Genomic DNA, 22,518 nt, shown 5'->3' with positions numbered 1-22,518 from the left:
GGCATGACAGACGATGGCACCGACGACCAGGACGGCCGGCGACGGCAGCGGTCTGGTGGAGATGTCCTGGGACCCGATCACCCGGATCGTGGGCAGCCTGGGCATCCACACGAAGATCGACTTCAAGCAGAAGAAGGTCGCGGAGTGCTACAGCACCTCCTCGGTCTTCCGCGGCTACAGCGTCTTCATGCGCGGCAAGGACCCGCGCGACGCGCATTTCATCACCAGCCGGATCTGCGGCATCTGCGGCGACAACCACGCCACCTGTTCGGTCTACGCGCAGAACATGGCCTACGGGGTCAAGCCCCCGCACCTCGGCGAGTGGATCATCAACCTCGGCGAGGCCGCCGAGTACATGTTCGACCACAACATCTTCCAGGAGAACCTGGTCGGGGTCGACTACTGCGAGAAGATGGTCCGCGAGACCAACCCCGGCGTCCTGGAACTGGCCGAACGCACCGAGGCCCCGCACGCCGGCGACCACGGGTACCGGACCATCGCCGACATCATGCGCTCACTGAACCCCATCGAGGGCGAGTTCTACCGCGAGGCGCTCCAAGTCAGCCGCTACACCCGGGAGATGTTCTGCCTGATGGAGGGCCGCCACGTGCACCCCTCCACCCTCTACCCCGGCGGCGTCGGCACCGTGGCCACCGTCCAGCTGTTCACCGACTACCTGACCCGGCTGATGCGCTACGTGGAGTTCATGAAGAAGGTCGTGCCGTTGCACGACGACCTCTTCGACTTCTTCTACGAGGCCCTGCCCGGCTACGAGGAGGTCGGCCGGCGCCGCGTCATGCTCGGCTGCTGGGGCAGCCTCAACGACCCGGACCACTGCGACTTCACCTACCGCAACATGACGGACTGGGGCCGGCGGATGTTCGTCACCCCGGGCATCGTCGTGGACGGCAAGCTCGTCACCAACGACCTCACCGAGATCAACCTCGGCATCCGCATCCTGCTCGGCAGCTCCTACTACGAGGACTGGCAGGGCAAGGAGCTCTTCGTCACCCACGACCCGCTGGGCAACCCCGTCGACCCCCGCCACCCCTGGAACCAGCACACCATCCCCGCCCCGCAGAAGCGCGACTTCGACGACAAGTACAGCTGGGTGATGTCCCCCCGCTGGTTCGACGGCAAGGACTACCTCGCCCTCGACACCGGCGGCGGTCCGATCGCCCGCCTGTGGTCCACCGCGCTGTCCGGACTGGTCGACATCGGCTACATCAAGGCCACCGGACACAGCGTGCAGATCAACCTGCCGCGCTCCATGACCAAGCCGGAGACCACCTTCGAGTGGAAGATCCCGCAGTGGAGCAACGCCATCGAACGCAACCGCGCCCGCACCTACTTCCAGGCCTACGCGGCCGCCGCGGCCCTGCACTTCGCCGAGAAGGCGCTCGACGAGGTCCGGGCCGGGCGCAGCCAGACCTGGGAGCGGTTCGAGGTGCCGGACGAGTCGATCGGCTGCGGCTTCACCGAGGCCGTGCGCGGCGTGCTGTCCCACCACATGGTGATCCGGGACGGCAAGATCGCCAACTACCACCCGTACCCGCCGACCCCGTGGAACGCCAGCGTCCGCGACAGCTTCGGCACCCCCGGCCCCTACGAGGACGCCGTCCAGAACACCCCGATCTTCGAGGAGAACCCCCCGGAGACCTTCAAGGGCATCGACATCATGCGCGCCGTGCGCAGCTTCGACCCCTGCCTGCCCTGCGGCGTCCACATGTACCTGGGCGACGGGAAGACGGTGCAGACCATGCACGTGCCCACCGGGCTGAGCGGACTCACCGCATGACCCCGGAACAGGCGGGGGCCCGCATCCAGGACGCCCTGGACCGGCTGGCCGGAGCCGACGCGCAGGAGGCCGGCGAACACCTCGTCCGCGAACTGATGGCCCTCTACGGCGACGCCCTGGCGAGCCTCGTCCGGGCCCTGCCGCCGGCCGCGCTGGCCCGGCTGCTGGACGAGCCGTCGCTGGCCGGGCTGCTCGTCCTGCACGACCTGCACCCCGAGGACGTCACCGCCCGCATCACCCGCGCGCTCGCCACCCTGCCCGAACCGGTCGACCTGGCCGGCTTCGACCCCGCCACCGGCACCGCCCGGCTGCGCCGCACCCGCAGCGGCTGCGGGTGCGGTGAACAGGACATCGAGAACGCCCTGGCCTGCCACGCCCCCGAGGTCACGGCGGTCGAGCTCGAACGCCCCGCCCAACTGCTGCAGATCGGCTCGCGACCCCCGGCGGAGCTGCGATGACGGTCCGTCAGCTCGACCGGCCCGGCACCGCGCTGCTGCGCCGGCTGCGGGAGCCCGCACCCCCGCAGCCGCAACGCTGCGAGTTCTGCGGCCAGCGCCTGCCCGCCGAGCACCGCCACCTGGCGGACACCGACCAGCAGGCGCTCACCTGCGCCTGCACCGCCTGCGCCCTGCTGTTCCAGCAGCCCGGCGCGGCCGACGGCCGTTACCATGCCGTCCCCGACCGCTACCTGACCGACCCGGCCCACCCCCTCGGCGAGGACGCCTGGGCCGCCCTCGGCATCCCGGTCGCCACCGCGTTCCTGCTGCGCACCACACGTCTGCAGCGGTCCGTCCTGCTCTACCCCGGCCCGGGTGGCGCGACCGAGGCCGAACCCGACGAGGCCGCCTGGCAGGCCGCGCTCGGCGGCAGCCGCCTCCACGCCGCGCTGCGGCCGGACGTCGAGGCGCTACTGCTGCGGCGCGACACCGATGGCATCCAGTGCTACCTGGTGCCGGTCGACGTCTGCTACGAACTCGTCGGCCGGCTGCGGCGCTGCTGGAAGGGCTTCGACGGCGGGGCCGAGGCGCGCGCCGAACAGGCCGCGTTCTTCGACCGCCTGGCCGCCCGGGCCCGTGTCCTCCCCGAAGGCGGCGCCCCGTGACCTCGATCTCCTTCGCCTGCACCGGAGTCCGGGCCGATCCCTACGCCGCCGGGCCCACCCTGGTGTTCCGGCTGCGCATCACCGCCCCTGCCGAGGTGAGGGTGCACGCGCTGGCACTGCGCTGCCAGCTGCGGATCGAACCGGCCCGGCGCCGCTACGACGACGCCGAGGGCGGGCGACTGGCCGACCTGTTCGGCGAGCGCTCACGCTGGGCCGGCACCCTCCACCCGGTCCAGTTCGCCCAAGTCCCGCTGCTGGTCGGCGGGTTCACCGGCGAAACCGAAGCCGACCTGGTGGTGCCCTGCACCTACGACATGGACGTCTCCGCCGCCCGTTACCTCGCGGCACTGGACGGCGGGGACGTGCCGCTGCTGCTGCTCTTCTCGGGGACGGCCTTCGCCGGCCCCGGCGGCTTCCAGGTCACCCCGGTGGCCTGGGACCAGGAAGCCGCGGTGCGGATGCCGGTCAAGGTCTGGCGGGAGGCGATCGACGCGCACTTCCCGGGCTGCGGCTGGCTCCGGCTGCCCGCCGACCTGATGGCCGAACTGCTCGCCTACCGCTCCCGGCGCGCGCTGCCGTCCTGGGAGGCGACCGTGCGCGAGCTGCTCGGCACGGCCCGGACCGTGAAGACGGCCCAGGCCGCGGAGCCGTCTCAGGCCGCGGAGCCATCCCAGGGCGCGAAGCCATTCCAGGCCGTGACGCCGTTCCAAGCCGCGAAGGCGGCCCAGACCGCGAAGGGGGAGCGGTGACCGCGCCCGCCCACGAGACCGAGAACAGGTTCGCCCACGCCCGGCAGATCGCCGACGCCGTCCTGTTCGAGGGCTACGTGCTCTACCCCTACCGGGCGTCAGCGGCCAAGAACCGGCTGCGCTGGCAGTTCGGCGTCCTCACCCCGCCGCGCTACGGCGCCGACAGCGGCGAACACTCCCACCAGCGCACCGAGTGCGTGATGGAAGCACGTCAGGGCGACCGGCTGGCCGTCGAGCTGCGGTTCCTGCGGCTCCAGCGGCGGACGGTCCAAGAGGCCGGCCGGCAGGGCGGATTCCGGACCGTCGAGGAGCTGGAGCTGGCCGACCGGGTGCTCGTCCCCTGGGACGAGGGCGCCGAGGAACGGATCGAACTCCTCATCCCGGTGGAGGAGTTGTCAGCCGGTGAAGCCGTCCGCGGATTCGCGCTCGACGCGTCCGAGGACGAGGAGCCGCTCGTCGAGCACGGCGCGCTGGCCGGGCGGCTCCTGCGTCGCCGGGAACGGGTCCAGGGCCGGCTGCGGATCACCGCCCAGGACGTGCCCGGCCCCTACCGGGCGCAGCGGCTGACCGTCCTGGTGGAGAACACCTCCGACTGGGATCCGACGCCCGGCACCCGCCGCGAGGCCGCACTGGCGCACGCCCTCGTCTCGACCCACCTGCTGCTCGGCCTCGACCGCGGCTCCTTCCTCTCGGCGACCGACCCGCCCGAGTGGGCGGGCGAGGCGGTGCGCGCCTGCCGCAACGAGCACACCTGGCCCGTGCTGGCGGGCCCGCCCGGCAGCGGCAAGGTGCTGCTCTCCTCGCCGATCATCCTGGAGGACCACCCGCACATCGCCCCCGAGAGCCCCGGCGCGCTCTACGACGCCACCGAGATCGACGAGATCCTCGCGCTGCGCACCGCGGCCCTGACCGAGCGGGAGAAGCGTGAGGCCCGGGGTACGGACGAACGGGCCGGCGCGGTGATCGACCTCGCCGACTCGATGCCCCCCGAGATCCTGGAACGGCTGCACGGCGCCGTCCGGGGGCTGCGCGAACTCACCCACCCCGAAGCCGGGGCGGACCGGCCCTGGTGGGATCCGGGCAACGACCCGCAGACCGACCCCGGACGGGACCAGGTGGTGATCGACGGCCGCCCGGTCGCCGCCGGCAGCCGCGTGCGGCTCCGGCCCGGGCGGCGCCGCACCGATGCCCAGGACCTGTTCCTGCACGGGCGCACCGCGCTGGTGGAGGCGGTGCTGCACGACGTCGACGGCTCGGTGCACCTGGCCGTCACGGTGGACGACGACCCGGGCGCCGACCTGTGGCGGGCGCAGGGCCGGTTCCGGTACTTCCAGCCCGACGAGGTCACCCCGGTGGAGGGGCCGTGAACGCCGACCGGACCGGACGGGTCCTGGTCGCCGGGGTCGGCAACATCTTCCTCGGCGACGACGGCTTCGGGGTCGAGACCGTCCGGCGCCTCGCCACCCGGGAGCTGCCCGCCGGCGTCGAGATCCTCGACGTCGGCGTACGCGGCGTGCACCTGGCCTACCAACTCCTCGACGGCTACCGGACACTGGTGCTCGTCGACGCCACCGCGCGCGGCGGTGAGCCGGGGGCGGTGTACCTGGTCGAAGCGGACGCCGGACCGGTGGAATCAATGGTCCTGGACGGCCACCGGATGGGCCCGGACGCCGTGCTCGCCCTGCTCGGCACACTGGCCGCCGGGACGGGCGGCACCGCGCCCGGGCGGGTCCTGGTGGTGGGCTGCGAACCCGCCTCGCTGGAGGAGGGAATCGGACTGAGCACCCCGGTGGCCGCCGCCGTCGACGAGGCGGTCGCCGTGATCCTGCGCGTCCTCACCACGGACGCACACACCCACAGAGAGGCGGCACCATGCTGAAGAACCTCGCCGTCGCGGTCGCCGCGGCCGTCGTGGCCGCAGTCGCGGCGCTGATCTGGCAGAGCCTTCCCGACCTGAGGCGCTACCTGCGGATCCGGCGGATGTAGAACGCGGGGGGACCACCACCGGCGTGCTGCGAACAGGTAGTCACGGGTGCGGTGGCGGCGCGGCTTCGAGCCGTTCCCACCGCCGCACCCTGTAATGGGGCCTGTTGCTCACGGGGCCCGGAGGCCGGGCCCGCGTCCCAGGGAGCCGGGCGCCTCCAGCTGCGGGAATCGAGACAGATGCACGAGATGTCGATCGCGACGGCCGTCGTCGACCAGGTGGACCGGGCCGCCCGCGAGCACGGAGAGAGCGCCGTGGCCAGAGTCCGGCTGCAGATCGGCGAACTGGCCGGAGTCGTCCCGTCGGCACTCGACTTCTGCTTCGAACTGGCCTGCGCCGGAACGCTGTTGGAAGGCGCGGTGCTGGAGACCGAGGCTGTCCCCGCACGGGCGAAGTGCACGCCCTGCGGGGTCGAGTGGAGCGTCGGCATGCCGCCCGACCTGGGCTGCCCGCGCTGCGCCGGTGCCAGGGTCGAACTGCTGGCCGGGCGTGAGCTGCAGATCCTCGGCGTCGAGTGGTCCGAGCCGCCGTCGGGCGCCCGGACCGATCAGGAAGGCTGAAACCGATGTGTCGCACCGTCGATCTCCGGCAGGCGGTTCTCGCCCGCAACGACGACGACGCCCGGCGGCTGCGGGCGGAACTGGCCGCTCGGGGCACCGTCGTGGTGAACCTGCTGTCCAGCCCGGGCAGTGGCAAGACGGCGCTCCTGGAGGCCGAACTCGGCCTCGCCCGGGAGCGCGGGGTGCCCGTCGCGGCTCTCACCGCGGACCTCGCCACCGAGAACGACGCACGTCGGCTGGCCCGTTCGGGGGCGCCGGTGAAGCAGGTCCTCACCGACGGCCTGTGCCACCTGGAGACGGCGATGCTGCGCGGGCACCTGGCCGGCTGGCTGCCGCCGGACACCCGGCTGCTGTTCGTCGAGAACGTCGGCAACCTGGTCTGCCCCGCCTCCTACGACCTCGGCGAGTCGCTGCGGGTCGTCCTCGCTTCGGTCACCGAGGGTGAGGACAAACCGCTCAAGTACCCGACCGCGTTCGGACTGGCCAACCTGGTGCTGGTCACCAAGGCGGACCTCGCGGCCGCGGCACAGTTCGACGAAGCGGCCTTCCTCGCGAGCGTCGCGCGGGTCAACCCGGGGGTGGAGGTGGTCTTCACCTCGGCCCGAACCGGGCAGGGAGCCGGGGCACTGCTGGACCGGGCGCTCGCCGTGCTGGCCGGCGCGCGGGTCCACCGGCCGGTGATGGCCGGCTCGCACGGCCACGGCCACGGCCACGGCCACAGCCACGGCCACGGCCACGACCCCGATCACGATCACGACCCCGATCACGGCCACGTCCACGGTCTCGCGGGGGCCCACGACCACCCGCACCCGGTGGTGGACCTGCCGTGACTACGGATCAGCAGCCGCCCCCGCTCCAGCGCCGCCGCGTAGCCGTGCGCGGACTCGTCCAGGGCGTCGGCTTCCGACCGTTCGTCTTCACCCTCGCCACCGAACTCGGCCTGTCCGGCAGCGTCACCAACACCGGCGAGGGCGTACTCGCCGAGATCGAGGGCTCCGGCGAGGCGGTGGCCGCGTTCTGCCGGCGGATCGCCAGCGACGCGCCCCCGCTCGCCGACGTCGCCTCGGTGGAACACCGGCCGCTGGCCGTCACCGGCGCACCGGGCTTCGTCATCGCACCCTCCCGCGCCGACGGACCGCACCGCACCCAGATCCCCCCGGACACCGCCACCTGCGCGGACTGCCTCGCCGAACTGGCCGACCCCGCCGACCGCCGCCACCGACACCCGTTCATCAGCTGCACCAACTGCGGGCCCCGCCACACCATCGTCACCGCCCTGCCGTACGACCGGGCCAACACCACGATGGCGGCCTTCGCGATGTGCCCCGACTGCACCCGCGAGTACGCCGACCCGGCCGACCGGCGCTTCCACGCCCAGCCCGTCTCCTGCCACACCTGCGGACCCACCCTCACCCTCTCCGTCCCCGGGCTCCCCGTGCTCGACGGCGAGCAGGCGCTCACCGAGGCCCGGCGCCTGATCACCTGCGGAGCGGTCCTGGCCGTCAAGGGCATCGGCGGCTACCACCTGGCCTGCGACGCCACGAACGCGGACGCCGTCGCCCTGCTGCGCCGGCGCAAGCGGCGCGGCGACAAACCCTTCGCCCTGATGGCCCGCGACCTCGAACAGCTCAGGACGCTGGCGGCGTCCGGGGCGGTGGAACTGGGGCCCGTCGAGGAGGAACTGCTCACCGGCGCGGTGCGGCCGATCGTCCTGCTGCGCCGGGGGGCGCACCGGCTCGCGGAGCTGGAAGCCGCCGCTCCACGCAGCCCCGACCTCGGCGTGCTGCTGCCCTACACCCCGTTGCACCACCTCCTGCTCGCCCCTCCCGGCCCCGGACTGCTGGTCATGACCAGCGCCAACCTCTCAGGTGAGCCCATCGTGACGGACGACCGGGAGGCCGTCGCCCGCCTCGCCCCGCTGGTCGACGGGTGGCTCAGCCACGACCGCCCCATCCACGTGCCCTGCGAGGACTCCGTGGTGCGGGTGGTGGACGGGCACCTGCTGCCGGTGCGGCGCTCGCGCGGCTACGTTCCCCTCCCGGTGCCCCTGCCGGTGCCGGTGCGGCCCGCGCTGGCGGCGGGCGGCGACCTCAAGAACACCTTCGCGCTGGCCCAGGACGGCTACGCCTGGCTGTCCGGCCACCTCGGCGACATGGACGACCTCGCCACCCTCCGGGCCTTCGACCGCGCGGTGGACCACCTCGGCGCCGTCACCGGCGTGCGGCCCGAGGTGCTCGTGGTGGACCGTCACCCCGGCTACCGCTCCGCCCGGCACGTGCGCAGGTCGGCCCGGGGCCGTGAGGTGCGGGAGGTACAACACCATCACGCGCACATCGCCTCGGTGATGGCCGAGCACGGCCTCGATGGCACCCGGCCCGTGATCGGGATCGCCTTCGACGGCACCGGCTACGGGGAGGACGGCGCGGTGTGGGGCGGAGAGGCGCTGCTGGCCGACTACCGGGGCTTTCGACGCCTCGCCCGACTCGACTACGTTCCGCTGCCGGGGGGCGATGCGGCCGTGGTGCGTCCGTACCGGATGGCGCTGGCCCATCTGCGGGCGGCCGGGTTGCCGTGGGCGGCCGACCTGCCGCCGGTGCGCGCCTGCCCGGTGGGCGAACTCCGGCTGCTGTCGCAGCAGTTGGATCGGTCGGTGAACTGCGTGCCGACCTCCAGCATGGGCCGGTTGTTCGATGCCGTGTCCTCGCTGGCCGGGGTCTGCCAGAACGCCGGGTACGAGGCGCAGGCGGCGATCGAGCTGGAGGCGGCCGCCCTCGCGCACGGGCCGGCAGCCGGCCCGGGGAGCGGCTACGCATTCCAACTCGCCGATGAGGGCGGGATGGTGACCGCCCGACCCGGGCCGGTGCTGGCCGCGGTGGTGGCGGACCTGGCGGCAGGGGCACCGCCCGGGCTGATCGCCGCCCGGTTCCATGCGGCGGTGGCCGCACTGGTCCGGGCGGTGTGCGCCGAGACCAGGCGGCGGCACGGCACCGGGGTGGTCGCGCTGAGCGGCGGCGTCTTCGCCAACGCGCTGCTCTCCTCGGCGTGCGCGCGGGGTCTGGCGGAGGACGGGTTCACCGTGCTGCGGCACCGCCGGGTGCCGCCCAACGACGCGGGGCTCGCGCTGGGCCAGTTGATGGTGGCGGCGCGGGCCGACGGCTGAGCGGGCCGCGCGTACGGAGTTCGGCAGGTTCGGAGGAACCGGAGAGAGGAGGGAGACCGCAATGTGCCTGGCGGTACCCGGAAGAGTGCTGGAGATCGCGGAACGCGGCGGGACCCGGATGGCGGTCGTCGACTTCGGCGGGGTCGTCAAGGACGTGTGCCTGGAATATCTGCCCGACCTGAAGGTGGGCGAGTACGCCATCGTCCACGTCGGGTTCGCCCTACAGCGGCTGGACGAGGAATCGGCCCGCCGGACCTTGCAGCTGTTCGAGGAACTCGGCCTGATCCAGGAGGAGTTCGGAGACCCATGGGAGGCCGCGGCGGCTTCGGTGATGCGGGAGGAGGAGCGGTGAGGTACCTGGAGGAGTTCCAGAACCCCGAGTTGGCCGGCGGCCTGCTCGCCGACATCAGGGCGGCGGTCACCCGGCCGTGGGCGCTGATGGAGGTGTGCGGCGGCCAGACGCACACCATCATCCGGCACGGAATTGACCAACTCCTGCCGCCAGAGGTCGAGTTGATCCACGGGCCGGGTTGCCCGGTGTGCGTCACCCCGTTGGAGGTGATCGACAAGGCACTGGAGATCGCGGCCCGGCCCGAGGTGATCTTCTGCTCCTTCGGCGACATGCTGCGAGTGCCCGGCACCGGTCGGGACCTCTTCCGGGTGCGCGGCGAGGGCGGGGACGTCCGGGTGGTGTACTCCCCGCTGGACGCGCTGCGGATCGCCGAGGAGAACCCGCACCGGGAGGTCGTCTTCTTCGGCATCGGCTTCGAGACCACCGCCCCACCCAACGCCATGGCGGTGCACCAGGCCAGGAAGCGGGGCATCGGCAACTTCAGCATGCTCGTCTCGCACGTACGGGTGCCGCCCGCCATCGAGGCCATCATGAACTCGCCGCAGTGCCGGGTCCAGGGCTTCCTCGCCGCCGGACACGTGTGCAGCGTGATGGGCACCGACGAATACCCCGCGCTCGCGGCACGCCACCGGGTGCCGATCGTCGTCACCGGCTTCGAACCGCTGGACATCCTGGAGGGAATCCGGCGCACCGTAAGGCAGTTGGAGCGCGGCGAGCACACCGTCGACAACGCCTACGCGCGGGCCGTACGACCGGAGGGCAACCCGGCGGCCCGGGCCATGTTGGAGGACGTCTTCGAGGTGACCGACCGGGCCTGGCGCGGCATCGGCGTCATCCCGGACAGCGGCTGGCGACTCTCCCCGCGCTACCGCGACCACGACGCCGAGCACCGCTTCGACGTCACCCGGATCACCACCGTCGAACCCGCGCAGTGCCGCAGCGGGGAAGTCCTCCAGGGGCTGCTCAAACCGCACCAGTGCGAGGCCTTCGGCACCTCCTGCACCCCGCGCACCCCGCTCGGCGCCACCATGGTCTCCAGCGAGGGCGCCTGCGCCGCCTACTACCTCTACCGGCGGCTCGACGCGCCGGGCATGACCCGGGAGGCGAGCCCCGTTGGCTGAGACCCGGATCCTGACCGGGGCCGGCGGCGCCCCGGACATCCTCGGATGGAGCTGCCCACTGCCGCTGCGCGACCACCCCCGGGTGGTGATGGGGCACGGCGGAGGCGGGGTGCTGTCCGCCGAACTGGTGGCGAACCTGTTCGCCCCGGCCTTCGGCGGGCCGGTGCTCGCCGGGCTCGCGGACTCGGCGGTCGTCGAGCTCGGCGGCGCCAGACTCGCCTTCTCCACCGATTCCTACGTCGTGCGACCGCTCTTCTTCCCCGGCGGAAGCATCGGTGACCTCGCGGTCAACGGCACCGTCAACGACCTGGCCATGAGCGGGGCCCAGCCGGCCTATCTGTCCTGTGGCTTCATCCTGGAGGAGGGCGTGGAGACGGCCGTGGTCGCGCACGTCGCCCAGGCGCTGGGCGCCGCCGCCCGGGTCGCCGGGGTGGAGGTGGTCACCGGTGACACCAAGGTCGTCGAAGCCGGCCACGGCGACGGCGTGTACCTGAACACCGCCGGCATCGGGCTCGTCCCCGCCGGAGTCGACATCCGGCCGCAACGCGCCGCCCCCGGCGACGTGGTGATCGTCAGCGGTGAGATCGGTCTGCACGGCGTGGCCATCATGAGCGTGCGCGAGGGCCTTGAATTCGGCGTCGAGATCGAGAGCGACTGCGCCGCCCTCGGTGGACTGGTGGCCGCCATGCTGGCCGTCACACCCGACCTGCACGTGCTGCGCGACCCCACCCGGGGCGGCCTCGCGGCGGCGCTCGGCGAGATCGCCGAGGCCGCCGGGGTGGGCGTCGTGGTCAGCGAGCGGGCCGTCCCCGTGCCCGCGCAGGTCGCCAACGCCTGCGCCATCCTCGGGCTCGACCCGTTCTACGTCGCCAACGAGGGCAAGCTGGTCGCCTTCGTGCCGCGCGAGCACGCCGACGCCGTCCTTGCCGCGATGCGGGCGCACCCACTGGGCGCGCGCTCGGCGGTCATCGGCGAGTGCGTGGCGGACCACCCCGGGATGGTCGTCTGCCGCACCCCCTTCGGAGGCACCCGCGTCATCGACCTGCCGATGGGGGAGCAGCTCCCGCGGATCTGCTGAGGCCGCCTGCCCGCCGGTGAGCGTCCGCGCCACCGGGTCGGGAACGGGATCGGGGCTCGTACCGGCTTCACCGGTACGAGCCCCGATCCTTGTGCGGGGCGGGCGATCAGCCTGCGGTCACCAGGGCCGCAGGGCCGCAGGGCCCGACGCAATCGGGGTCCTGCCGGTCCCAGAGCGCGCCTTGGGACCGGCAGGACGGCTGTCAGCGGCGGGTCCGGCGGAGTGCCAGCAACAGGCCGCCCGCGGCGAGCATCGCGAAGGCCGCCAGGCCCGCGAGGGGCATGGGGTCCGACCCGGTGGGGGGCAGCGGGCCGCCGGTGGGGCTGGGCGAGGGCTGCGACGGGTTGACGGTGATGCTGGTGGCGCAAGGCCCGTCGGTGGTCGTCGACGGCTCCGGCACCTCCTGGGCGGAGCGGACCGACCGGTTCGACGAACCGGGGCAGTTGCTGCCGTCGCCGAGCGAGACGATCCGGTTGTCGAGGCGCTTGCCGCCGGCGTCGGACTTGACGGTGAAGGTGTAGACGAGGGTCTCGGTGGCTCCGGGGCGGAGGTCGAGGGTCCAGGTCAGGCGCGGCCGGCTGTAGGAGATCCGGCCGATGGTGGCGTGGGCGTCGCCGTCGTAGACGGCGGCGTCCAGGACGCCGGTGAAGTCGTCGACGACGACGGCGCCGTGGTAGGTGGCGCCGGCGCGGTTCGTGGCGGTGACGGTGTAGGTGACCTTGTCACCGGGGCCGGGGTCGGCCGGGGAGACCTGCTTGGCGAGGTGCAGGTCGTGCCGGACGGTGATCGGTTCGGTCGGGGTGGCCACGGCCGTGTGCGCGGTGGCGGACGGGTCGGGGCCGCCGGTGACGACGGCGGAGTTCACCGGGACCTCCGTCGCGTCCGGCGAGAGGGTCCCGCTGAGGGTGTAGGTCGCGGTGGCGCCGACGGCCAGCTCGATGGCCGGGCAGGTGGCGACGCCGCCGGTGTCCGGGCAGGGCGTGCCGTCGGCGTCGGCGGTCAGCACCGGGTGGTCCACCTGCTGCGGGAACCGGTCGGTGACCACGACGTTGCGGGCGCGCGAGGGGCCGTCGTTGGTGACGCTGACCCGCCAGGAGATCGGCGCGCCGGCCACGACCGGGGAGGTCAGCAGCACCTTGGAGACCGTCAGACGGGCCTGCTGGGAGGGCGGACCGGTCGGCGAGGCGACCGCGGTGTGGGTGGGCGTGGCGGGGTCGGGCCCGCCGGTGACCACCGCCGTGTTCACCGGTGTGCTGGTGGCCGCGGGGTCGAGCGTGCCGGTGAGCGTCCAGCTCACGGTGCCTCCGGCGGGAATCTCCACCGCCGGGCAGGTGGCGACACCGCCGGTGATGGCGCAGCCGGCCCCGCTCGTGTCGTCGGTCATCGCGGGGTTGCCGACGCCGTCCGGGATCCGGTCGGTGACGACGACGTTCCGGGCCCGGGAGGGACCGTTGTTGGTGACGGTGACCCGCCACTGGATCGGGCCGCCCGGCACCACCGGATCGGTGAGCAGGATCTTGGAGGCGGTCAGGTTCGCCTGCGGCGACGGGGAGCTGGTGGGCGAGGCCACGGCGGTGTGCGAGGAGGCCGTGGGGTCGGGGCCACCGGTGACGGAGGCACCGTTGGTGGGAGTGACCGTCGCGTCGGGGTCGAGGACGCCGCTCAGGCTGCAGCCGTGCGACTGGCCGACCTCCAGCTCGACGGCCGGACAGGTCGCGACGCCGCCCGCGATCGGGCAGGCGACCCCGTCGGTCTCGGACGTCATGGTCGGGCTCGACACTCCCGCCGGGATCTGGTCCGTGACGACGACGTTCCGGGCCCGCGACGGCCCGTTGTTCGTGACGGTGACCCGCCACTGGATCTGCTGCCCGGGCACCACCGGATCGGTGACCAGCACCTTGCTGAGCGTCAGGTTCGCCTGCGGGCTGACGGTGGCGGTGGGGCTGGCGACCGCCGTGTGCGTGGGTGTGGCCGGGTCCGGACCGCCGGTGACGGTCGCGGTGTTCCCGGGCACGGCCGTGGCGTCCTGGGCGAGCATGCCGGTGAGGGTGAAGGTCGCCGTCGCGCCGACCGGGATCTCCACCGCCGGGCACGTCGCCGTGCCGGTGCTGATCGGGCAGGACGAGCCCGTGGCGTCCACGGTCATCATGGCGCCGACCACCTGGTCCGGGATCCGGTCGCTGACGACCACGTTGCGGGCGGTCGACGGGCCCTGGTTGGTGACGGCGACCTGCCACGAGATCGGCCGGCCGGGCACGACCGGGTCAGTGAGCAGGATCTTCGTCACGGTCAGGTTCGCCTGCGGCCGGGTCGTCTCCGTGGGAGTGGCCGTCGCCGTGTTGTTCGACGGGTTGGGGTCCGGGCCGCCGGAGACGGAGACGACGTTCACGGGCGTGCTGGTCGCGGCGGCGTCGAGCGTGCCGGTGACGGTGTAGGAGGCGGTGCCGTTGGCCGGGATCTCGATGGCCGGACAGGTCGCCGTGTTACCGGAGATCGGACACGGCGTGCCGTCGGCGTCGGCGGTCACGGCCGGGTTGTGGACGTCCGCCGGGATGGTGTCAGTGACGACGACGTTCCGGGCTCGGGAGGGACCGTTGTTGGTGACGGTGACCCGCCACTGGATCGGGCCGCCCGGCACCACCGGGCTCGTCACCAACACCTTGGCGATCGACAGATCCGCTTGCGGGGACGGCGAACCGGACGGGGTCGCGACGGCGGTGTGGGTGGGCGTCGCGGGGTTGGGTCCGCCGGTGACGACGGCGGTGTTGGTGGGTGTGGTGGTCGCGTTCGAGGCCAGGGTGCCGGTGAGGGTGTACGACTGCGACTGGCCGACGGCGAGTTCGATGGCGGGACAGGTCGCCTGGTTCCCGGTGATCGGGCAGAGACTGCCGTCCGTGTCCCGGGCCAGGGACGGGTTCGCGATGCCGTCAGGAATGGTGTCGGTGACGATCACGTTCCGGGCTCGGGAGGGACCGTTGTTGGTGACCGTCACCCGCCACTGGATCTGCCGGCCGGGCACAACGGGGTTGGTGAGCAAGGCCTTCGACACCGTCAGGCTGGCCTGCCCCGAAGGGGAGGCGGTCGGCGAGGCGACGGCGGTGTGGGTGGGTGTGGTGGGGTCGGGGCCGCCGGTGACGGTGGCAGTGTTGGTGGGTGTGGTGGTGGCGTTGGCGTCGAGGGTGCCGGTCAGGGTCCAGGTGAGTGTCTGGCCGACGGGGATCTCGGCGGCTGGGCAGGTGGCTGTCCCGTTGCTGATGGGGCAGTTGGTGCCGCCGGTGTCGGCCTTCATGGAGGCGTCGCTCACCCCGTTGGGCACGGTGTCGTTGACGATCACGTTCCGGGCGCGCGAGGGACCGTTGTTGGTCACGCTCACCTGCCATTGGATCTGCTGCCCGGGCACCACCGGGTTGGTGAGTAGGGCCTTGGAGACGGTCAGGTTGGCCTGTGGCGACGGTGTGGCGGTCGACGATGCCACTGCGGTGTGGGTCGGGGTGGCCGGGTCGGGTCCGCCGGTCACGGTGGCGGTGTTGGTGGGGGTGGTGGTGGCGTCGGGTGACAGCGTGCCCGTGAGCGTCCAGGAGAGCGAGCCGCCGACGGGGATTTCGACGGCTGGGCAGGTGGCCGTCCCGTTGCTGATGGGGCAGTTGGCGCCGCCGGTGTCGGCTTTCATGGAGGCGCCGCTCACCTCGCCGGGAACCGTGTCTCTGACGATCACGTTCCGGGCCTGCGACGGCCCGCTGTTGGTCACCGTCACCCGCCACTGGAGCTGCTGCCCGGGCACCACCGGGTTGGTGAGCAGGACCTTGGAGATGCCCAGGGTGGCCTGCCCGCCCGGCGGGATCGGATTCGCGGTGCTGGTGCAGTTCGGGGTGCAGCCCGGGTCGGTGGCGTCGCCCGGCGGGGTGACGGTGGCGCGGTTGTCCAGCGCACCGGTGGCGTCGGCCGGGACGGTGCCGGTGAGGGTGTAGGTGACCTGGCCGCCGGCCGCGATGTCGACGGTGGTGCCGATGTTCCCGGTGCCCGATGCGGTGCTGCCGCAGCTGCTGACACTGGCGGCCGTGCAGGTCCAGGTGAAGTTCCGGATGGAGGCGGGCAGCGTGTCTCTGACACTCACCCCGGTCGCGTCGGAGGGGCCGCTGTTCTTCACCACGATCGTGTAAGTGAGCGGCTGACCGGGGACGTACGGGTTCTTGTCCGGCGTCTTGGTGACGGACAGGCCGGTGGTCGGCCGCGACGGCGTGTCGAGGGTGCTGGAGCAGGTCGGGCCGCAGTTGGGGTCGGTGCTCGCCGAGGGGCGGGTGACGGTGGCGGTGTTGCTGAGCGTCCCGGTGGTCGAGGACGGGACGGTGCCGGTGACCGTGTAGGTGACGCTGTCGTTGGCCGCGATGGTGGCCGTGGTGTCGAGGTTGCCCGAGCCGCTCGACGTACCGCAGGCGCTGTTCGCGCTGGCGGCCGTGCAGGTCCAGGTGAAGCCCGAGAGCGCGGACGGCAGGGCGTCGCGGACGGCCGCGTTGACGGCGGGCGCGGGGCCGGCGTTGCGGACGGTGATGGTGTAGGTGAGCGGCTGGCCGGGGACGTAGCCGGCCTTGTCGGCGGTCTTGGTGATGGACAGGCCGACCGTGGTCTGCCATTCGATGACGACCTCGCCGTCGCCGCCGTTGGAGTAGCCGCCGCCGTCGCCGATGCCGGTCACGTACTGGGCATCGGTGCGGCCGCCCGAGGTGCCGCCCTGGCCGTTGCCGTTGCTGTTGGTGCCGTTGGAGGTCTGGGTGTTGGTGACGCCGGTGCCCTTGTTGTAGCCGGAGCCGCCGCCGCCCATGCCGTTGGCGTCCAGGGTGCCGGAGCGCTGGCAGGCGCCGCCGCCACCGCCGTAGTAGCCGCCGCCGCCGCCTCCACCACCTTCGTAGCCGCTGTTGTTGGCGCCGCGGCCGCCCTGGTACTGGCTGCCGGCCCCGGCCGCCGCACAGGCGGTCTGGGTGGCCGCGGCGCCGCCCGCGGTCTGGGTGCCGCCCCGGCCGGAGGCGGCGGGTTGGTTGTCCTGGCCGCCGTTGGTGCCGCCGCCGCTACCGGCCGCCGGGGTGGTGGCGTCGGCGCCTGGGGAGGAGCCGCCTCCACCGCCGGCGATGAGGAGCGGATTGCTTCCGTAGGCCCCGTTCCACACGGCGCTCAGTCCGCCGCCGGTGCCGCCGGTCGCGCTGGTGCCGGCGCTCGTGCGACCCTCGCCGCCGGCGCCGCCGCCGCCGTACGTCGAGCTGGTGCTGTTCATCACGCCGCCCTGGCCGGAGGTGACGGTGAGCGTCTGACCGGGCGTCACGGCGAGGGTGCCGGTGGTGTAGCCGCCCCCGCCGCCCCCGTACTGCCCGGTGTAGTACGGGCGGGGGGACCCGGCGCCGCCGGCGCCGAAGACGCGGGCGTAGACGCTGCTCACCCCGGCCGGCACGGTGAAGGTCTGGTCGCCGCCGCTGTAGGTGAAGCGGACGCAGTTGGTGTTGGTGCCGGACGGCGTGCAGGAGACCTGGGCGCGGTTCCGCTCGACGAGGTTCGGGGCGCTCCGCTGCGGGTGCAGGGACGCCGCGACGGCGAATCCTCCCTGCGGCACCAGGCAGAGCAGGGCGAGGACGCCCCGCAGCAGGATGGACACTGGACCGTCGACCAACGACCGCACCGGACGCACCGGCGCCTCCTCTCGCGATCACGCGTCAGTACGCGTGCGCGACCAGGAATAACCGAGGTCACGGTGTGTAGCGGTCACTCGGGGCCGTGTCATCTGATCATTACGTGAGAATCCCTGCTGTTGGCCTATTGGGAGGCTTCGGCCAGGCCTCGCGGGTGTCGGCGGAGTCGGTGCTCCACCCCGGAGGACTCCTGTCGGAAACCCGCCCGGAACGGCGGGTCGGGGTGGGGACCACCCCACCCCGACCCGTGTGCCGACGTTCCGGATCGGTCAGTGCGTTCAGCTCGGTCGGTGCGTTCAGCTCCGTCAGTGCGTTCAGCTCGTTCAGCCGAACGCCGGCACCTGGTCCAGCACCGCCAGCCGCGCGTTCGCCGTCCGGATGCTGCCGCACACCACCTGCGCACCGCCGACCAGGTAGTCGTCCCCGCTGCCGGTCGCCTTGATCACCGCGCCCTGGAGCGAGGTGTAGGACTTGTCCGCCAGATCGGCCTTCCGCAGGTCCCGGACCACGATCAGCCGACGCAACAGATCGCTCGCGCCGGGCTGGGCGCCCAGGGACTTCCTCTGGTCGTCCGACAGCTTGGCGAAGGCCGCGTCGTTCGGGGCGAAGACGGTGACGTTGTCCATCGAGTCGAAGACGTCCTTGGCCTTGGCCGTCTTGATCAGCGTGGACATCGCGGTCAGGTCCTTGGTCTGGTCGATCGCGGACAGCACCGGGATGCCGCCCATCGAGGCCAGGCTCCCGGGGCCGTCGGCCGGCAGCGCGGCGCAGCTCGGGCCGAACGCCTTCTCCGGCGGAGGAGGCGCGGCTACCGCCGGCGCGGCGGCGTCGCTGCCCACGCCGGTGCAGCCCGCGAGCGGCACGAGGGCTAGCGCGAAGGCCGCGATCAAAGCGGGGCGGGTCGAGCGACGACGCATGCGAAGTCCTCCTCAAGGGGGCGAACCGGCCTATCCAGGCTGAATACGCTCAGATAGTGACACGGGAGCAGGGTGATCCCCGGGACTGACCTCAACTGACCACCCGTTACCGGGCGCGCGCGTCCGGCTCCGGCGGACCGGTCCGGAGGCGCCGCGCATTCGCGCCGGTGTCGTGTTCGCCTCCCCGTGCGTCGGCGGCCTGATCGGCTCACGCCTCGCCCGCCTGCTCGCGGCGCGCTTCGGGCAGCACAGGACGCTGCTCGCCGCCGGAGTGCTGCGCGCGTGCTGGCCCGTCGGGCTGGCGTTCGTCCAGCCCGGTGCGCCCGGGATCGCCCTCATCATCACCGTCCAGCTCGGCCTGGTCACCTGCTGCGGCCTGTTCAACCCGCTGCTGGCCACCCACCGGCTCGAACGGACCGACCCCGACAAGCTCGCCCGCACGCTCGCAGCATGGTCGATCAGCAGCAGTGCCGCCATCGCGGCCCTCACCGCCCTGTGGGGGCCGCTGGCCGCCACCACCAGCCCCCGCACCGCGATCGCCGCCGCCGGAATCCTCCTCCTCGCCACCCCGCTGCTGCTCCCGCGCCGCGAGCGGTCGCCCCGGAACGCGCGGGGTCAGGCTACGAGCCTGATCTGACACGCGGGAGCTCGAACCGCTGCCGGTCGGACGTCAGTGCGGCCCGCGCCGGTCATCGAGCCGGACCTCCAACTGCGGCCAGGCTGAGGCCAGGCGCGTCAGGTCGTCGGCGGTCGGTGTGGTGACCGCGCCCACCGACGTGCCCGGCTTGAAGTGGACCAGTGTCCCGGTCGTGCCGTCCACCTCGACGGGCGCGAGCCCGGTGACGGGGACGCCGCGTTCGTAGCGCTGGGTCCAAGCCCCGTTGAGACGGCGGTTGGTGTGGACGAGCCACTCACTGAGCGCTGCGACGACGGACATGCCGCGCCGGGGAAGACCGTCGGGCAGTTCTTCGACCTGCGGGAAGTCGAAGAACCGAAGGTCCTTCGTCGCCATGACCGGCTTCTTCACGCTCCGGCCCTGCTCGTCCAGTCGGGTGTCGGTGCCCCGCCCGTCGTCCCTGACCGAGAGGGAGCCGTCGGCATGGAGAACGACGGCGCAGCGTCCTCCGCCGCTGACCGATGCCTCGTCGGCGGCATAGCCGAGGACTTCCAGGACGAGGTGCCACGGTCCGCCCGGAGCGAACTCCGCCGGGCTCTGCCTGATACGCGCCAGATGATCCGTATCGACGGTGCTCGACCAGTCATGCGTCGTGTTGACCCACTGGGCCCTCGGTGTATCCATCGGGCAAGGATCCCACAGGATGACGACGGCCTTGAGAGCGGTCCCGGGGCTGACGACGGATCGCGGTATCCGTGTCGGTCGGGGCCGGGTGACGGCCCGCCGCGCGGGGACGCGCCGGCCGTCGGGTGTCAGCGCAGGACTGCTCTCAGAGCAGGACCGCTCCCACGACTGCCGCCGACGCCGTGACGAGAAGGGCCAGGATGGTGCAGGTGATGTCCCTCTTCTTGGAACGGTGTTCGGCCGCGAGGTTCGGGGTGAAGTCGGCCGGGTCGGCGGGGGAGTAGTGGATCGTGACGTCCCGGCCGTGCGAGTTGGCGGGGTCCGGCAGACCTGAGGGGCAGTAGGCGGTGACGGCCACGCCCTCGTGGGTGGTGAAGGCGACCACCGGCGTCTGGCTGGTGGACGTGTAACCGTCCTCGTCGGTGTGGACGTTCTTGACGACGGCGACGACACGGCCCGGAACGGGGACCATGGCGGCCAGGGTGTCGAGGCGGCGCCGCACGCGGCGGGCGTCCCGAGGCAGGTAGCACGCGATGACGACGGTCCACGGAGCGCCGACACCGATCAGTGCCCACGGCCAGCCCCAGTCGATCGCGGCGACGACCACCAGCCCGACGTAGATCATGAACACCGCGAAGTTCGGCCAGCCGAGCCCGTAGCGGCCGTCCCAGAGGTCGTTGGTGAACCGGAAGGCGTGCGGCCTCCCGCGCGGGTAGCGGACCCCGATCTCCCGGCCCGTCCAGGCGGTGCTGATCCTGTCGCCGCAATCACCGTCGTTCGTGACGGTGAACTCCTGCCCGGTGGACGGGTCCTGGAAGGAGACGACGACCGCTATGCCGTCCTTCTCGGAACCCCCGTGTCGTGGCTGCTGCACCCGCTCGATCCGCCTCATCACCCGGACCGTCCGCTGGGCCCGGGTCACCCCCGCCAGCGACCGCCCGTACCCGAGCAGTGCCACCGTGCCGAACACCCCGCACCAGAGCGCCAGATAGTCGTGCCAGCCCATGCGTCCTCTTCCTGCCCTTCTGGTACGGTCCGCCGTGCGCACCCTCGCCGGTGTGGAGCACCGGGGCTCCTTTGGCTGTCGCGGCAAGCCGTCGCGTGCGAGATCTACCACGTTCGGGGTCGATGGGGTGCCGTGGCGGCGACCCCAAGTTGCTTGGTAGCCAACGTTCTTGAGGTTGAATCGTGTGAAGCGCCGGTGATCAGCGTGCCGGGATGCTTCGCACCACCTGGCCCTGCGCGTCCGCCTCCAGCGAGGCACTGCCCTCGGGCCCGGTCACGCCGACCCTGATGGTGAGGGAGCCGGCGAGGCGGTCGGCGGTGAGCTGCCAGGACTGCGGGGAGCGGACGCCGAGCGTGGTTTCGGCCTCCTTGACCAGGGCGGGGAGGCGCTCGTACGGCAAGGAAAGCGGATCGAACTGAGGAGCCTTCGTGCCGCTCGGGGAGAACACGACCGACAGCACACGCTCCTGGACGAAGACGGTGATCGCCTGGCGTGGATCCTTGCCCTCGGTGAGGGAGTTGACGGCCTGGCGCAACTCGCCGTCGTCGAGGAACGACTGGTCGAGTCCGAGGGAGACCGTGCCGGTCCCGGAGGACACCACCGTGGTCGACCACGTCGAAGAAGTCGAAGACACCGTCGGCGTCGGGGAGGCGGAGTCCTCCTGCTCGAACAGGTCCACGCGGAACAGGAAGACCACGGCAGCCGCGGCGAGCAACAGGCCGAGGAGCCCGACCAAGCCGATCGCACGGACCTCGGGAGGCTCGGTCACCATGGCCGACTCGGGAGCCGAATCCAGGTGAGCGCCGGCCGCCCGTTCCTCCCACTCCGGTGTCGGTCGCTTCACGATCCGCACCCGCCACGGCCGGTCCGGCGGATACTGCACCACCAGGACGCCGCGCGGCCGGTAGTCGGGGAGGTCGACGAGATTGATGTCCTGAGTGATCCCGACGCGGTACGCCGGCTCGTCGTCCGGCGCGACGGTGAGATCGAACCGCACCGGCACGTCGCTCGTCTCACCCCCGATGGCGCGCAGGCTCTCGACCATCGCGAGCGCCGTCCGGGGCACGACGTCCGCCTCCCGGGCCCGCCGCGGCGCACCGAGGAGGAGAAACAACAGGCCGTAACCGATGGGCAGACCCAGGCCCCCGACGAACAACGGCACGTTCTCGACGACCACGCCGACCACGATCGCGGCCAGCGAACCCCCGATCACGGCACCCGTCAGGAAGCTGCGGGCGAGGGCGACCGGGGTGCTGCGCGGGGGCGGCACGCTCGTGGTGATCGTCATACCGGTGATTGTGCCGGGCAGGGGTGACAGCCGGTAGGCCTGAGGGAGGGCGTTGTTCGCGTGGTGGCGGTGGGGCACGGAACGGGACGGCTGCCAGGGGCGGTCGGAGCGACGGACGAAGGGACGCGTGCGCTCCTCGTAGGGCGGGGCATCGAATTCACGGGAGTTGGCGGTGGGCGGGTGGTCTGTGGGCTGGCGGCGGTGGGTTATTGGGTCTCGGTTATTGGGTGTGTGTGTCTGTGTTGGTGTTGGTGAGGTGGGTGTTGAGGTGGGTGAGGGCGTTGTGGGTGGCTTTGGTGTGTTGGTTGGGGATGGTGTGTTTGGGGAGGAGGGTGGGCCAGCCGTGGGGGGTGGTGGTGAAGGTGATGGTGAGTTTGGTGTGTTGGTTGTTGTGGGTGGGGGTGAGGGTGTAGGTGGTGGTGCCGGTG

19 protein-coding genes and 1 pseudogene are annotated in these 22,518 nt (G+C 72.4%); 14 read left to right on the top strand and 6 right to left on the bottom strand.

Translation table 11 applies throughout. The annotated features are described in order from the left end of the window. Window positions 1-13: 13 nt before the first annotated feature. The 13 genes from ACIPLC_RS36590 to hypE all read left to right on the top strand — a co-directional run bounded on the left by ACIPLC_RS36590 (window position 14) and on the right by hypE (window position 11,904). Window positions 14-1,798 carry a nickel-dependent hydrogenase large subunit gene (locus tag ACIPLC_RS36590; RefSeq protein WP_400477381.1) on the top strand — a complete coding sequence of 595 codons (1,785 nt, stop codon included), beginning with the start codon at window positions 14-16 and terminating at the stop codon, window positions 1,796-1,798. Further along, window positions 1,795-2,256 (top strand): thioredoxin, encoded by a 462-nt coding sequence (locus ACIPLC_RS36585; protein WP_400477380.1) that lies wholly within the window; start codon window positions 1,795-1,797, stop codon window positions 2,254-2,256. Before ACIPLC_RS36590 ends, ACIPLC_RS36585 begins: the two co-directional genes overlap by 4 nt. Continuing rightward, complete coding sequence (locus ACIPLC_RS36580) at window positions 2,253-2,900, top strand: DUF5947 family protein (RefSeq protein ID WP_400477379.1); 648 nt, start codon at window positions 2,253-2,255, stop codon at window positions 2,898-2,900. Before ACIPLC_RS36585 ends, ACIPLC_RS36580 begins: the two co-directional genes overlap by 4 nt. Continuing rightward, window positions 2,897-3,649 (top strand): DUF6084 family protein, encoded by a 753-nt coding sequence (locus ACIPLC_RS36575; protein WP_400477378.1) that lies wholly within the window; start codon window positions 2,897-2,899, stop codon window positions 3,647-3,649. The genes ACIPLC_RS36580 and ACIPLC_RS36575 overlap by 4 nt, the downstream gene beginning before the upstream one ends. Continuing rightward, a complete protein-coding gene (locus ACIPLC_RS36570) occupies window positions 3,646-5,016 on the top strand; it encodes a hypothetical protein (protein ID WP_400477377.1) in 1,371 nt (456 codons plus the stop codon). Before ACIPLC_RS36575 ends, ACIPLC_RS36570 begins: the two co-directional genes overlap by 4 nt. Beyond that, window positions 5,013-5,528, top strand: a complete 516-nt coding sequence (locus ACIPLC_RS36565) for a hydrogenase maturation protease (RefSeq protein ID WP_400477376.1) — start codon at window positions 5,013-5,015, stop codon at window positions 5,526-5,528. Before ACIPLC_RS36570 ends, ACIPLC_RS36565 begins: the two co-directional genes overlap by 4 nt. Further along, a complete protein-coding gene (locus ACIPLC_RS36560) occupies window positions 5,522-5,635 on the top strand; it encodes a DUF6893 family small protein (RefSeq protein ID WP_400477375.1) in 114 nt (37 codons plus the stop codon). Before ACIPLC_RS36565 ends, ACIPLC_RS36560 begins: the two co-directional genes overlap by 7 nt. Before the next feature lie 177 nt (window positions 5,636-5,812). Further along, entirely contained in the window at window positions 5,813-6,193 is a 381-nt protein-coding gene (gene hypA / locus ACIPLC_RS36555) for a hydrogenase maturation nickel metallochaperone HypA (protein ID WP_400477374.1), read from the top strand. A 5-nt stretch (window positions 6,194-6,198) separates the two neighbouring features. Continuing rightward, window positions 6,199-7,023, top strand: a complete 825-nt coding sequence (gene hypB, locus ACIPLC_RS36550; RefSeq protein WP_400477373.1) for a hydrogenase nickel incorporation protein HypB — start codon at window positions 6,199-6,201, stop codon at window positions 7,021-7,023. Then, window positions 7,020-9,353: a carbamoyltransferase HypF gene (gene hypF, locus ACIPLC_RS36545; protein ID WP_400477372.1), complete on the top strand. Its 2,334-nt coding sequence runs from the start codon at window positions 7,020-7,022 to the stop codon at window positions 9,351-9,353. The genes hypB and hypF overlap by 4 nt, the downstream gene beginning before the upstream one ends. A gap of 61 nt (window positions 9,354-9,414) precedes the next feature. Further along, window positions 9,415-9,705 (top strand): HypC/HybG/HupF family hydrogenase formation chaperone, encoded by a 291-nt coding sequence (locus tag ACIPLC_RS36540; RefSeq protein WP_400477371.1) that lies wholly within the window; start codon window positions 9,415-9,417, stop codon window positions 9,703-9,705. Further along, the gene (gene hypD, locus ACIPLC_RS36535) at window positions 9,702-10,826 is read left to right on the top strand and encodes a hydrogenase formation protein HypD (RefSeq protein ID WP_400477370.1); all 1,125 of its coding nucleotides are present in this window, start codon (window positions 9,702-9,704) and stop codon (window positions 10,824-10,826) included. The genes ACIPLC_RS36540 and hypD overlap by 4 nt, the downstream gene beginning before the upstream one ends. Then, window positions 10,819-11,904 (top strand): hydrogenase expression/formation protein HypE, encoded by a 1,086-nt coding sequence (hypE, locus tag ACIPLC_RS36530; protein WP_400477369.1) that lies wholly within the window; start codon window positions 10,819-10,821, stop codon window positions 11,902-11,904. Before hypD ends, hypE begins: the two co-directional genes overlap by 8 nt. Window positions 11,905-12,106: 202 nt before the next feature. On the opposite strand, the gene ACIPLC_RS36525 is transcribed toward hypE, so the two are convergent. After that, complete coding sequence (locus tag ACIPLC_RS36525; protein ID WP_400477368.1) at window positions 12,107-17,578, bottom strand: hypothetical protein; 5,472 nt, start codon at window positions 17,576-17,578, stop codon at window positions 12,107-12,109. Between the two features lie 324 nt (window positions 17,579-17,902). Further along, window positions 17,903-18,496, bottom strand: coding sequence for a fasciclin domain-containing protein (locus tag ACIPLC_RS36520; protein WP_400477367.1), 594 nt, complete (start codon window positions 18,494-18,496; stop codon window positions 17,903-17,905). Window positions 18,497-18,662: 166 nt separating this feature from the next. Here ACIPLC_RS36520 and ACIPLC_RS36515 point away from each other — a divergent pair. Then, window positions 18,663-19,133, top strand: a pseudogene (locus ACIPLC_RS36515) (MFS transporter); the annotation flags it as partial. Between the two features lie 33 nt (window positions 19,134-19,166). On the opposite strand, the gene ACIPLC_RS36510 reads toward ACIPLC_RS36515, so the two are convergent. The 4 genes from ACIPLC_RS36510 to ACIPLC_RS36495 all read right to left on the bottom strand — a co-directional run. Beyond that, entirely contained in the window at window positions 19,167-19,796 is a 630-nt protein-coding gene (locus ACIPLC_RS36510; RefSeq protein ID WP_400477366.1) for an ATP-binding protein, read from the bottom strand. Between the two features lie 145 nt (window positions 19,797-19,941). After that, the gene (locus tag ACIPLC_RS36505; RefSeq protein ID WP_400477365.1) at window positions 19,942-20,802 is read right to left on the bottom strand and encodes a DUF3592 domain-containing protein; all 861 of its coding nucleotides are present in this window, start codon (window positions 20,800-20,802) and stop codon (window positions 19,942-19,944) included. Window positions 20,803-21,001: 199 nt separating this feature from the next. Next, window positions 21,002-22,090 (bottom strand): hypothetical protein, encoded by a 1,089-nt coding sequence (locus ACIPLC_RS36500; protein WP_400477364.1) that lies wholly within the window; start codon window positions 22,088-22,090, stop codon window positions 21,002-21,004. 220 nt (window positions 22,091-22,310) lie between these two features. After that, window positions 22,311-22,518: hypothetical protein (locus ACIPLC_RS36495; RefSeq protein WP_400477363.1), on the bottom strand; the 208-nt coding region annotated here is incomplete at its 5' end.

It is taken from the genome of Kitasatospora sp. NPDC086801, assembly GCF_044745805.1.
GTDB lineage: Bacteria > Actinomycetota > Actinomycetes > Streptomycetales > Streptomycetaceae > Kitasatospora.
The sequence above is the reverse complement of the archived record's forward strand: the minus strand, read 5'-3'. Positions and strand labels throughout refer to the sequence as shown.

Bases quoted from the DNA above. Each gene is read 5' to 3' on its own strand.
- ACIPLC_RS36590 (WP_400477381.1), top strand. From the start codon at position 14: ATGGCACCGACGACCAGGACGGCCGGCGACGGCAGCGGTCTGGTGGAG.
- ACIPLC_RS36585 (WP_400477380.1), top strand. From the start codon at position 1,795: ATGACCCCGGAACAGGCGGGGGCCCGCATCCAGGACGCCCTGGACCGG.
- ACIPLC_RS36580 (WP_400477379.1), top strand. From the start codon at position 2,253: ATGACGGTCCGTCAGCTCGACCGGCCCGGCACCGCGCTGCTGCGCCGG.
- ACIPLC_RS36560 (WP_400477375.1), top strand. From the start codon at position 5,522: ATGCTGAAGAACCTCGCCGTCGCGGTCGCCGCGGCCGTCGTGGCCGCA.
- hypA (WP_400477374.1), top strand. From the start codon at position 5,813: ATGCACGAGATGTCGATCGCGACGGCCGTCGTCGACCAGGTGGACCGG.
- hypB (WP_400477373.1), top strand. From the start codon at position 6,199: ATGTGTCGCACCGTCGATCTCCGGCAGGCGGTTCTCGCCCGCAACGAC.
- ACIPLC_RS36540 (WP_400477371.1), top strand. From the start codon at position 9,415: ATGTGCCTGGCGGTACCCGGAAGAGTGCTGGAGATCGCGGAACGCGGC.
- ACIPLC_RS36520 (WP_400477367.1), bottom strand. From the start codon at position 18,496: ATGCGTCGTCGCTCGACCCGCCCCGCTTTGATCGCGGCCTTCGCGCTA.
- ACIPLC_RS36510 (WP_400477366.1), bottom strand. From the start codon at position 19,796: ATGGATACACCGAGGGCCCAGTGGGTCAACACGACGCATGACTGGTCG.
- ACIPLC_RS36505 (WP_400477365.1), bottom strand. From the start codon at position 20,802: ATGGGCTGGCACGACTATCTGGCGCTCTGGTGCGGGGTGTTCGGCACG.
- ACIPLC_RS36500 (WP_400477364.1), bottom strand. From the start codon at position 22,090: ATGACGATCACCACGAGCGTGCCGCCCCCGCGCAGCACCCCGGTCGCC.